The sequence below is a fragment of the Algoriphagus resistens genome (genome assembly GCF_001442615.1).
Lineage (GTDB): Bacteria > Bacteroidota > Bacteroidia > Cytophagales > Cyclobacteriaceae > Algoriphagus > Algoriphagus resistens.
Window position 1 is genome coordinate 198057 of sequence record NZ_LMXN01000004.1, and the last position, 12493, is coordinate 210549.

A 12493-nucleotide genomic window follows, 5' to 3' on the forward strand; every position below is an offset into this window, starting at 1 on the left:
CGACGTCCGATGCAAGAAAACCGCTTCGATTAAGTTCGGGGCGGTTTTTTTAATTTTCATCTGTCTGGTCCTGAAAAAATCAACTCAATCACAAATCAGCTATAACCCTAAGTTCATCTTCAATCACTTTTTTAAAAGTTGAGATTCTGATAGTACTAACTGCTCTTTCGGTTTTTGAAATATATTTACAGTTAACGATGAGTTTTTGCGCCTGTTCCTCCGGGTCATGTCTGCCACGTTACGTGCAGCTTTTACCAATTCCGCAATTAATAATGCCTGAGATATCTTCAAAAACATACTTAGACGAAGTACCAAGCGCCTCATACTTTTGGTCAAAATGCTCATCGTGCTAGTGTTCGTTTTCTTCTCAATCTTTTTCATAAAAACAAAGCAAATCAAAAAAACTCAACTTAAAATTAACTAGCTAAAGATCGGCAGTTCTTCAAATTTCAAATCTTCCAATTTTTCAATCTTCAATTTCTTACCTTTGCCGCTTCAATTCCGATACTCATGATTTCAGTAGATAATGTCGCCGTCATTCACAGCGGTTCCACGCTCTTTAGCAATATTTCCTTTGCCATCAACGAAACCGATAAAATAGCCCTTATGGGTAAAAACGGTGCTGGTAAATCCACTCTTTTGAAGATCATTGCAGGCCAGACCAAGCCAAGCTCAGGCTCTGTATCTGCTCCTAAAGATTTTGTCGTGGCATATTTACCGCAGCATTTACTGACTTCTGACGATTGCTCAGTGATGGATGAGACTTCCAAAGCGTTTGCCAGTTACCTGAATATGAAAACTGAGATCGAGCGGATCAATGAAGAATTGACCGTGCGAACCGATTACGAATCGGATGACTATTACAAACTGATCGAGCAGGTGTCTGAGCTTTCTGAGAAGTTCTATGCAATCGAGGAAGTGAATTATGAGGCGGAAGTTGAAAAAGTATTGCTTGGCTTGGGTTTTGAAAGAGCTGATCTCACACGTTCCACTTCAGAATTTTCCGGAGGATGGAGGATGCGGATTGAGTTGGCGAAAATCTTGTTGCAAAAGCCTGATTTGATCCTGCTAGATGAGCCTACTAACCACCTGGACATCGAGTCTATTCAGTGGCTCGAAGACTTCTTGCTAAACAAAGCAAAAGCTGTCGTGGTAATTTCCCACGACAGAGCCTTTGTGGATAATATCACAACGAGAACCATAGAGATAACTATGGGTCGTATGTATGACTACAAAGCCAAGTACAGCCATTACTTAGAACTCCGGAAAGAACGCCGTGAACAACAACAAAAGCAGTACGACGAGCAACAAGCTACCATTGCAGATATCCAAGGATTCATAGACCGCTTTAAGGGTACTTATTCGAAAACACTCCAGGTGCAATCACGGGTAAAGATGCTGGAGAAAATGGAAATTATCGAAGTAGATGAGGTGGATAGCTCAGCATTGAAGCTCCGATTCCCTCCTTCTCCTCGATCAGGAAATTATCCAGTGATCGTGGAAGACATGAGTAAAAGCTATGATGATCATGTGGTCTTCAAAAATGCTTCTATGACCATAGAACGTGGTCAGAAAGTCTCTTTTGTCGGTAAAAATGGAGAAGGTAAATCCACCATGATCAAGGCTATCATGGGTGAGATAGACTTCGAAGGAAAATGCGAATTGGGACACAATTCCATGATCGGGTATTTTGCTCAGAACCAGGCATCTCTTTTGGATGAGAGTTTAACAATTTTTGAAACCATAGATCATATTGCTGTGGGAGAAGTACGCACCAAAGTGAAGGATATTCTGGGCGCCTTTATGTTCAAAGGTGATGATATCAATAAGAAAGTCAAAGTACTTTCCGGCGGCGAAAAAACACGCCTGGCGATGATCAAACTTTTGTTGGAACCTGTAAACTTATTGATTCTTGATGAGCCGACTAACCACTTGGACATGAAGACCAAAGACATCATCAAAGATGCATTAAAAGCCTTTGACGGTACGTTGATCATCGTATCTCATGATAGAGACTTCTTGGATGGTTTGGTGACCAAAGTGTTTGAATTCGGAAATAAGCGTGTCAAAGAGCACTTCGAAGACATCAATGGCTTCCTGAGAAATAAGAAAATTGAAAATCTCAAAGAAGTGGAGAGGTAGTCGGGTGTCGGATAAATGCAAACTCAAGTTTTAACCAAAGGTTTCATAAAAAGTAAGGATTGATTCGATTATGAGTTCCTTATTTTGATTTTTATGGACAGAAGTCATCCCCCTCAGATAACAAAAAAGCGATAGTGACTAAACTACCGCTTTTTGTTTTTACGATCCTAAAAATACTGCTAAACTCCGAACACTCTTGGAAGCCAAAGCGTAATTTCAGGGAAAAGCATAATCAGAATCAGCGCCAAGATCATTGCAAAATAGAACGGCAACATGGGTTTCATTATTTTCTGTATGGTAGTCTGGGCCACACCAACCCCTATAAAGAGTATTGAGCCCACTGGAGGTGTACAAAGCCCAATACATAAATTCAGCACCATCATAATACCAAAGTGTACAGGATCCACTCCTAATGCTGTCACAACGGGCAAGAAAATCGGGGTAAAAATCAAAACTGCAGGAGTCATATCCATAAAGATTCCGACAAACAACAATAATACATTGATCATAATGAGGATCACAAAAATATTGTCACTCAGTCCCAATAATGAATTGGATATAGTCTGGGGAATTTCTTCGCTCGACATCACCCAAGACATAGCCATGGACGTAGCAATTAACAGCATCACCACTGCGGTAGTCTCTGCCGACTTTAACAATACCGAAGGCAAATCTTTTACTTTCAGTTCACGATAAATCATCGACAAGACCAAAGAATAGACTACCGCAATTGCCGAAGCTTCTGTTGCTGTAAATACACCACCTATAATTCCACCGATCACTACAATGAGTAAAAATAAACTCGGTACTGCTTTCCAGAATGTTTTCAAAATCACGCCAAAGGAAGAACCTTCTCCTGCCGGAAGTTTATGGATTTTAACCATAATCGCGGCTGTCACCATCAGCAAAATACCAACTAGTAAGCCTGGCAAATAGCCAGCGACAAATAACGCTGCAACAGAAACTCCGCCGGAAGCAAGCGAATAAACAATCAAGACGTTGGAAGGGGGAATGATCAATCCTGTGGTAGAGGAAGTGATGTTTACAGCAGCTCCCAGTTCTTTGGGATATCCTTCTTTTTCCATCCTTTTCCCCAGAATACCTCCCATGGAAGATGCTGCAGCTACCGCGGAACCGGCTATTGCTCCCATTAACATCGCTGCAATGATATTCACATGCAGCAGACCACCCCGCATTCTTCCTGTGAGCGCTTTTGCAAATTCTATCAACCGATTGGCTATACCTCCCCTATTCATCAGTTCACCCGCAAGAATGAAAAAAGGAATTGCCAACAGGGAAAAACTATCCAACCCTGTACCCATACGCTGTGCGATGGTTGTAATTGCCGGCATAGTCTGCACTGTTACCATCAAAGTCAGCATGCTGGAAAGCCCAAGACTCCATGCCACCGGTACTCCTATACCCAAAAAGAATAAAAAGGAAAGCACTAGTACTAATACGCTCAATATCTCCATTACACAGCAGATTTTACAGTTGTCAAAAATTTGATTGAGACTAGCTGGTAATAAATCACCAATAGTCCGCTAAATGGTATAATTCCGTAGATATACGCCAAAGGAATCTGCAACACCGCAGATCTCTGTTCCAAGATAAAAGTCAAGTAAACAAGGTTTGAACCACCAATCACCATTACTACAAGCCCAAAGGCCAAAATGCAGCAGTTAATCAAAATCATTAATTTGTCCTGCGCTTTTTCCTCCAATTTAGTTAGGAGAATATCTATTGCCAGATGTTCATTTTTGCCTGCAACGTATGCCGCACCAAGCATCCCAACCCAGATAAGCATGTAACGGGACAATTCATCTGTGAATGAACTTGGACTTTGAAAAACATAGCGGGAAACCACCTGCCAGGTTACATTGAGCACCATAAGTGCCATCAAGACAACCAGAAAATGGGCTATCCATTTATCCAGGTTTAGCTTGGTTTGAGGTGAAAACATAGGTATGGTACGTTGGGTTAAAATGTTATTTTACTGCGCGGATTTCCTCCACGATTTTATAAATTTCCGGCTGTTGGATTTTGAGATCTGAGTACATGGATTCTACAGCCTCCCGAAAAGGTTCCTTATCCGGATACGTGATGGTCACCCCGGCTTTCTTCATTTCCCTTAATGATTCTTCTGTGGATTCTGCCCAGACTTTATATTCATAGACAGCTGATTCATCTGCGGCTTCCTGCAGCCACTGCTGCTGCTGCTCATCCAGGCTTTCCCAGACCTTGGTACTCACGATCATTACATCGGGCAATGCAGTATGTTCATCTATACTGTAGAATTTACACACTTCATAATGTTTAGATGTATATAGACTTGGGGCATTATTTTCAGCTCCATCCACGATCCCCTGCTGCAATGCAGTATAAAGTTCCCCGTATGAAACCGGTGTGGGAGATCCGCCGAGACTTTTCACCATATTGGAAGCAGTGTTGCTTTCCATTACCCGGATTTTTAATCCTGCAAGATCCGAAGGAGTCTCTACCGGTTTGGTTTTGGTGTAAAAACTACGCTTTCCAGCGTCATAATAGCACAAACCTCTCAACAGGTATTTCTGGGGATCCAGTAAGAGTTTTTTACCGATCTCTCCGTTCAAAACCGCCAGTTGATGCGCATCATCTCTGAATAGATATGGCATCCCAAAGACCTGCATCGTGGGCGCAAATCCCTCTAAAGCAGCTGATGAAACCTTGGTCATTCCCAAACTTCCGATTTGCAGAAGTTCTACCAGCTCGCGTTCACTTCCCAACTGCTGATTTGGATATATTTTCACGATCATCTTACCGCCGGATTTCTCTTCTACTTTTTTGGCCAAAAAAAGCATGGCGTCATGTACCGGATGTGTCACACCAAGACCATGGCCTAGTTTAATTATTCTCTTGTCTCCTGTGGCCTGACAGGAAAAAAAGATTGTCAGTACAACACAAAATGACAGGATTTGAAGTTTTTTGATTCTCATGGGTTTATTGAACATAAAACATACTACACAATAATAGGTCTTTCTAAGCGGATATGTCAGCTCGATTTACGGAAACGATTTAGTCTGTGTGATAAATGGTCGTTTAATCGCAGAGCAAAAATCCCTTGGTACTCTCTCAAATTCCCCTGCTTGACATATCCCTGTTTTATTTGACACACATTTCAATTTTTGCACGCATTCTCAACAGTTTTAATTTTAGTAATGATTTTCGTTATTGCATAACAATTACTTACTTTGCGCAATCGATTGCGCAATATAATGAATAATTCCAATGAACCATAAGACATTACAAATTCATCCTAAAGACAATGTTCTGGTTGCTTTGCAGGATTTAGTAGCTGGTGATATTTTTGAGCATAATGGCCTAAAAATCACGCTTAAAGACAGTATTCCTGCCAAACACAAGTTTGCTATTGCTGAATTAAACCAAGGAGACCGAATTTTCATGTATGGAGGGATTGTAGGCAAGGCCCTTTCAACTATACCTTCCGGCGGAGTGCTCAGTACCCAAAATGTAACCCACGAAGCTGAAGATTTTGGGGCAAAAACCGGTGATTACCAATGGGAGGCTCCAGATATCAGCAAATTCAAAGACAAAACTTTTATGGGTTTTCACCGGCCCGATGGTCAGGTGGGAACCGGAAATTATTGGCTGGTAATTCCTATGGTTTTCTGCGAAAACAGAAATGTGGACATAATCAAAGATGCCTTTCTGGAGGAACTTGGTTTCGGAAAACCCAATCCATTCAAAAAAATGGTGAGGCAAATGGCCAGTCTATATAAGTCAGGCCAAACCACTTCTTTCGACGAGGTTTCCGTAGAAACACCCATAGAAAAAACCGAAGAACGTTTATTTGAAAATATTGATGGAATAAAATTCCTAAACCATCAAGTGGGCTGTGGCGGTACGAGAACAGATTCGCAGGCACTTTGCGCGCTCATAGCTGGCTACATCAACAATCCAAATGTGGCTGGGGCTACAATCCTAAGTTTAGGTTGTCAAAATGCCCAGTCTTCATTCATGGAAGAAAAGCTGCGCAAAATCAATCCTGATTTCAAAAAAACATTGATCATCCTAGAACAGCAAGTAGAAGGGACAGAGCAGCAATTGCTTACCAGAGCTATAAAAGAAACCTTTATAGGGATGGCTGAAGCCAATACCCAAACAAGGCTGCCGGCCCCTTTAAGTAAACTGGTTGTGGGGTTGGAATGCGGAGGTTCTGACGGATTCTCAGGAATATCTGCAAATCCAGCTGTAGGTTATGCTGCTGATTTGGTAGTTGCACTGGGCGGGACTGCAATTCTGTCCGAATTTCCGGAACTCTGTGGAGTTGAACAGGAATTGATCAACCGTTGTGTTTCTGATGAAAAAGCAGAGCGCTTTTCTTCATTGATGCGTGCTTACGCGGGGGCAGCAGAGGCGTCTGGTTCAGGTTTTGATATGAACCCTAGCCCTGGAAACATTAAAGATGGACTCATCACAGATGCTATGAAATCTTCTGGTGCAGCCAAAAAAGGGGGGACTTCTCCGGTAACAGATGTGCTTGACTACGGTGAATATGTGAATACCCCAGGCCTAAATTTACTCTGTACGCCAGGAAATGATGTAGAAAGCACCACTGCGATGGCCGGAGCCGGAGCCAACATAATTCTATTCACCACAGGGCTAGGCACGCCAACAGGAAACCCGGTGACACCTGTCATCAAAGTCTCCTCCAATCACAAACTAACCGAGCGTATGCCCGACATCATCGATATCAATACCGGCTTTGTGATCTCAGGGGATAAAAACATCCAACAGATGGGAGAAGAAATTCTTGAGAAAGTAATCAAAGTGGCAAGCGGAAAAGAAAAGTCCAAGGCGATGATCCTCGGCCAAGATGATTTTATCCCATGGAAAAGAGGGGTTTCCCTTTAAGTGTGGTCAATAAAGGGGAGTTCAACCTCCTTCTCAAGTTCAGAAGACTTATAAATGGCCCGGATCAGTTCTACTGATTTTCGGGCCATTTTTCCTTCCACCAAAACCGGCCCGTTTTTCTCAACAGCATTTAAAAAATGCTCCCACTGCGTTTTGTGAAGGGCGTGTCCAATCGCCATCGGGTCAGCAGCACCGGTACCAGAATTCTTACCCGTACTAATCGGCTCACTTTCTTCGCCCTGAATGCTCCATTGAACCAACTTGCCGGCTTCCAGAACGGCACTTCCGTTTTTGCCAAAAATCTCCAAACGCTCCGGCAATCCTGGATATAAAGCGGTAGAAGCCGTGATATTCCCCAATGCTTTATTCCCAAACGTCACAATCGCCACTCCCAAATCTTCTCCTTCTATTGAATGAAGCGCTGTTTTTACTTTTGCGAAAACTGATTTCACATCGCCCATCACATCCAGCAACAAATCAAATGTATGAATGCCTTGGTTCATGAAAGCTCCGCCGCCATCGCCTTCCAGCGTTCCTTTCCATGGACTGTTGCCATAATATTCCGGTGCTCTGTACCAGTTCACATGTGCATTTCCCATGAGAAGTTTTCCGAATCTGCCTTCTTTTACTGCCACTTTCAACTTCAGGTAATCAGCCGAAAATCTATTTTGAAAAATAACCCCTAGCTTCACACTGTTTTCCTCACATACCTCAATCAACTGATCGGCTCTGTTTAGATTTATCTCAATAGGCTTTTCTATCAGCAGATGCTTCCCTGCTTTTGCAGCCAACAGCCCTGCCTCCAGATGATGTCCACTAGCTGTGCAAATGCATACTATATCAAGCTCTGGATGTGTTAAAAATGCAGAGACATCAGCATAGGTGTCAATGCCAAATTTCTCCTGAGCAGCTTTTGCTCTTTCTGGTGAACTGCTGCAAAGTGCAACCAATTCAGCATTTTCGATTTCTGCGATCGCATCTGCATGCTTGCCAGTAATTGCCCCGGTGCCTATGATTCCGATTTTTAGTTTTCTCATGATTTTAATTCATTCTGGAGTTTAGCCCACAGTTCTTCTGAGATTGGCACTCCATTTTCAATGTTTTTATTTCGGGTTACTAATGTATTTTCTCCAGGGTATCTGATCGGCTTCTCGTCAAAAGTCGCTGAGTTCCTCAGATCCTCAATCAATGCATCTGACTTTGATTCTATCCATTCAAGAAGCTGGAGCTTATTTGGATCAAAACACATGAAAACCTGGGAAATAGCAGTTTCATATCCCAGTTTACCAATTTCATGTGAAGAATTGCCTCCTGAGAGAATCGCTGAGAGTAAATCCAACATGATACTCAAACCTGAACCTTTCCACAGTCCAATTGGTAATCCCAAATGATTTTCCAGAATCTTTTGTGGGTCTTTAGTAAGATTGCCCTCATCGTCAAATCCGGCATCATAGGACATCTGCTCTCCTTTTGCCTTAGCTATACTCAGCTTCCCGTAGGCAAATTGGGAAAATGCCATATCCAACACCACAGGACCTTTTTCTCGAGGGATGGCTATCACAAGTGGATTGTTGCCGATTTTCGGTTCCCTGCCACCCCAAGCTGGCATATTAGGATTGGTATTGGTGAAACAAATCCCGATGCAACCAGCCTCAACTGCCTGCCAGCCGAAGTTACCACCCCGCATCCAGTGATTGGTGTTTTGCAAAGTGACACAGCTGATACCGAATTCTTTGGAAAGTCTGATTGCACGGTCCATCGCAAAATCCGCATTGAGATTCCCCACTCCCTGCTGCCCATCCCAGCGTTCAAACATTCCAAGTTGACTCAGACAGACCGGTTCCTTTGTGGGATTGACCAATCCTTTCTTGATAAAATCCAGAAAAAGAAAAAATCGGTTCACTCCATGGGAGTGCACGCCATCCAGGTCCGCTTTGGCAAAAAGCAGCGCACATCGAAGTGCCCGTTCCTCTGCCAAACCATATTTTACTAATATTTCCTTCAGCGTAACACTGATTTGCTCGAAAGGAATATGCAGGTCATTCATTGAAAATCGAATTCAAAATGTATTAGCCTAAATTAAAATCTATGATCCAATTTAGCGCGATTTGCAAAGTACTATTTAACCAAACTATTCAGATAAACCTCCACATTACTGTAGTACCTGTGTAGATCACCCCCCTTAGCATCCTCCGGGTTCTTTGGATCCAGGTCATTTTCCTGCTCCCACCCATCAGGCATTCCATCTTGATCTGAGTCCAGTATTGCTTTTCCCGGGTCGAGTATCGGCCACCCTCCCACGTCTCCCTGTGTGTCTAGAATGCCCTGTTCCCCGAATTCATTTGCACCAAGAGCGACTTCCTTCACGATTCTGGTGTCGGTCACATCCCGGCGGAAACTTGCCCCGGCATTTGCTAAAACAGCCCGGAAAGCATCCGCTGCTTTCATCGTTTTTGCCCCTGCAAAGTCAAATTCCTTTGAGACTTCAACAAGCCTGGGGTCAACCTCGTGGATTCCCAGACTGTTATCTTCTGTTACACTCTGAAAACCCGCTACTACGTTGCCATTCACATAGAATTCAGCATAGGGTTCGTAAGGTTCTACTATCCTATCCCGGTTTGATTTGGTTGCTGGACCCGCTTTGTAATAATTATTGACGATATTGTAGTGTCCTTCCTCGCCTGCATAGGCGCTATTGCCTTTCCAGTTGTAGATCACATTATTTCTAAAATCCACCCATTCTTTCGCCGGTTCTTTGTGATACCGAGCTCCGTTAAACCGTGGATTTCTGCTGTTGTGATCTGCGAGCAGGTTATAGAGAAATGAAGCTTTCTTTCCACCCCATATTCCACCATAGCCATGTTCCCCTTTTTCATGAACAGATTTGTTAAGGCTTTCTGAGAGAATGGTCCATTGGAGCGTGAAGTTCTCATTGTCGTAAAATGATCCGCATTCATCTGTAGCCCAGCTCAACGAGCAATGGTCAATGATTACATCTTTGACCCGGATTGCACTCATGGCATCATCCTGAACATTCAGTTCATCCCCCAGCCGACTTCGGATGTAGCGAATGATCACATTGTTACTTTTGATTTTTATGGGATAGCCCTGCAGGGTAATTCCCTGGCCAGGAGCACTTTGTCCAGCTATAGTCAGGTTACCATAGTTGATATCAAGACTGGATTTCAATTTAATATTTCCCGCAACTGCGAAGACAATTATCCTTGATTCTTTCTTTCGGATCATATCCCGAAGTGATCCCGGGCCATCGTCATTAAGATTTGTCACTACCAGTACCTTGCCTCCGCGTCCACCGGAAGTGAATTTTCCAAAGCCTTCTGCACCTGGAAATGCAAGCGCCTTCCCATTATTCTCTGTGAGAAATTGGCTTTCTACATCCCCAACCACCTGTGATTTACAAGCAAAAGAACCCAACATACATAACCCGAACACAGTTAATTTGTTAAATCCAAGTCCCATATTATATCATAGGAGTTGCACGTTTACACAATTGCAGCGCCAGTCCCCAAGGGTCTTTGACCATAATGAGATGAGAGCCATCAGGTAAAATATCGTCAGAAATCATCTGTGCTCCTGCCTGGACCAATCGGTCTCTATCGGAATTGGGATCATCAGAGACCAATGCCAGATGGACTGTCAGCGGGTGTAATTTTTCAAAATCAAGAGTCTCACCTTTGGGATTAGAATAAATCTCAATCATTACTGTTCCACTATCATCAGCCAAAAATGTCATATACGGTGGATCTGCCATTTTCTTGACCACTTTCAATCCTAGGTGTTCCTCGTACCAAAGTGAGGCTGCAGAAGCATTAGATACGTTCAGGGCAAAATGTTCAAATTTCATTACTTATATTTTTTGTTTTAATTGGTAATTGGGAAATTCTTGATCAAACTATTAAGGTAGATTTCCAAATAGGTGTATGGCGTTCCCTCCTTAATTTCAGCCCCATCGCTAGACTGACCAGGATCAAGCTTATTTTTGGATTCCCACTCATCCGGGATACCATCCTTATCCCTATCGACAACTGGTGTCCCAACTGCAAGTTCCGGCCAGCCGCCTACATCTGCTTGAGAATCAATGATGCCATTAGTGCTGCCAAGTGAGCCCTCAAAGGAATAGGAATTATTCCATACATTATCGATAATCCTCAAATCCACCTCATCTCTTTTCAGTGAACTTCCTGCATGAAGTAATACCAATTCCAGCGCTAGTTCACCAGAATGGGTCTCCGTGTTGTCTTCAATGGGATGTGGATTTGCCTGTCGGATTCCGTCTATAGCTGCTGGGGGGACTTCTCCATAACTGCCATGAAACTGATTTAGGACCCCATAAGTCCAGTTGTCCTGAGAAGCCTGAGGATTCCCTTCAATCACATTTCCTTCCACAAAGAATTTGCCCCAGATATCATAGACTTCCGTCCCCTCAATTTTATTTTTGTCGATGGAGACTATCCTATTACGCTTCGACCCCGAAGGAGTAGCAGGGCCAGGTTTGTAGTAGTTATTGATAATATTCACATTCATTGCCTCCCCGCCATAGGTACTGTTTGAACCCCAATTATAGATCACATTATTCCGTACATCTACCAGATCAGTCAGAGCAAAATCTTTTCCAGCTTCCTCTCCCAGGCGTGGATTTCTGCTGTCGTGATGGGCAAGAAGATTGTGATGGAAAGAAGAATTTTTTCCACCCCAGATTCCTCCATAGCCATGAGATCCTTTTTCGTGTACGGAGTTTTTTAAACTTTCAGAAATAATATTCCATTGAAGCGTCGTATTCTCATTTGCATAGAAAGTGGCAGTTTCATCAGTAGACCAACTCAGTGAGCAATGATCGATGATAATGTCCTTGTGAAAACGGGCTTCTAACGCATCACCTTCCTGTTTACCCTCATCGCCCATCCTGAACCTCAGGTACCGTATAATTACATTGTCTGCATTGATTACCACAGGAAAATCCCGGATCGTAATCCCATCCCCAGGTGCACTTTGTCCCGCAATCGTAATATCTCCGAAATTGATCTGTAGCTTGGATTTCAATTGGATTGTGCCTCCTGTATTGAATACTATTGTGCGCTTACCGGACTGGTTGACAGCATGCCTGAGAGTACCCACAGAGCCATCATCCGTCAATTTATCTACGTAATACACCTTGCCCCCACGTCCACCTGTCGTAAGTCTTCCAAAACCCTCTGCTCCCGGAAAGGCAAAATGTAAGCCTTCATATGGTGAAATTTCTTGTTCATCAGTTTTATCCTTATCTCCTGCTACCGGATCAGGTTCAGAAGACTCCTCACAGGAACTACAGATAGAATTTAAAAGGATAGCAAAGAAAATCTTACTTATAAAATTCATTTGATTTTTCGATGTGGTGAAAAGAAGAAGGTGTGGCAAAACCACACCCTTTCCCCAAATT

Annotated in this window: 10 protein-coding genes; 2 read left to right on the plus strand and 8 right to left on the minus strand. The window is 43.1% G+C overall.

Annotation, left to right across the window (positions count from 1 at the left end; genetic code table 11):
* The first annotated feature begins 510 nt into the window (after positions 1–510).
* A complete protein-coding gene (locus tag AS141_RS09335; RefSeq protein WP_057937387.1) occupies positions 511–2142 on the plus strand; it encodes an ABC-F family ATP-binding cassette domain-containing protein in 1632 nt (543 codons plus the stop codon).
* Positions 2143–2321: 179 nt separating this feature from the next.
* Here the strand turns inward: AS141_RS09335 and AS141_RS09340 are convergent, their stop codons facing one another.
* From AS141_RS09340 to AS141_RS09350, 3 genes are read right to left on the minus strand one after another with little or no spacing between them, the layout of a single operon-like run.
* Positions 2322–3617 (minus strand): TRAP transporter large permease, encoded by a 1296-nt coding sequence (locus AS141_RS09340; RefSeq protein WP_057937388.1) that lies wholly within the window; start codon positions 3615–3617, stop codon positions 2322–2324.
* Positions 3617–4105, minus strand: a complete 489-nt coding sequence (locus AS141_RS09345; protein ID WP_057937389.1) for a TRAP transporter small permease — start codon at positions 4103–4105, stop codon at positions 3617–3619. The genes AS141_RS09340 and AS141_RS09345 overlap by 1 nt, the downstream gene beginning before the upstream one ends.
* Positions 4106–4130: 25 nt before the next feature.
* Positions 4131–5117 carry a TRAP transporter substrate-binding protein gene (locus tag AS141_RS09350; protein WP_057937618.1) on the minus strand — a complete coding sequence of 329 codons (987 nt, stop codon included), beginning with the start codon at positions 5115–5117 and terminating at the stop codon, positions 4131–4133.
* A gap of 292 nt (positions 5118–5409) precedes the next feature.
* Here AS141_RS09350 and AS141_RS09355 point away from each other — a divergent pair, with 292 nt between their 5' ends.
* Positions 5410–7056 carry a UxaA family hydrolase gene (locus AS141_RS09355; RefSeq protein WP_057937390.1) on the plus strand — a complete coding sequence of 549 codons (1647 nt, stop codon included), beginning with the start codon at positions 5410–5412 and terminating at the stop codon, positions 7054–7056.
* Here the strand turns inward: AS141_RS09355 and AS141_RS09360 are convergent.
* From AS141_RS09360 to AS141_RS09380, 5 genes are all read right to left on the minus strand, one after another.
* Positions 7053–8093: a Gfo/Idh/MocA family protein gene (locus AS141_RS09360; RefSeq protein ID WP_057937391.1), complete on the minus strand. Its 1041-nt coding sequence runs from the start codon at positions 8091–8093 to the stop codon at positions 7053–7055. The two genes, AS141_RS09355 and AS141_RS09360, sit on opposite strands and share 4 nt — an antisense overlap.
* Positions 8090–9103 carry a 3-dehydro-L-gulonate 2-dehydrogenase gene (gene yiaK, locus AS141_RS09365; protein ID WP_057937392.1) on the minus strand — a complete coding sequence of 338 codons (1014 nt, stop codon included), beginning with the start codon at positions 9101–9103 and terminating at the stop codon, positions 8090–8092. Before yiaK ends, AS141_RS09360 begins: the two co-directional genes overlap by 4 nt.
* 71 nt (positions 9104–9174) lie before the next feature.
* Entirely contained in the window at positions 9175–10509 is a 1335-nt protein-coding gene (locus AS141_RS09370) for a pectate lyase family protein (protein ID WP_232424859.1), read from the minus strand.
* A gap of 28 nt (positions 10510–10537) precedes the next feature.
* Entirely contained in the window at positions 10538–10921 is a 384-nt protein-coding gene (locus AS141_RS09375; protein WP_057937394.1) for a VOC family protein, read from the minus strand.
* 17 nt (positions 10922–10938) lie between these two features.
* Positions 10939–12432, minus strand: coding sequence for a pectate lyase family protein (locus AS141_RS09380; RefSeq protein ID WP_057937395.1), 1494 nt, complete (start codon positions 12430–12432; stop codon positions 10939–10941).
* Positions 12433–12493: the final 61 nt, after the last annotated feature.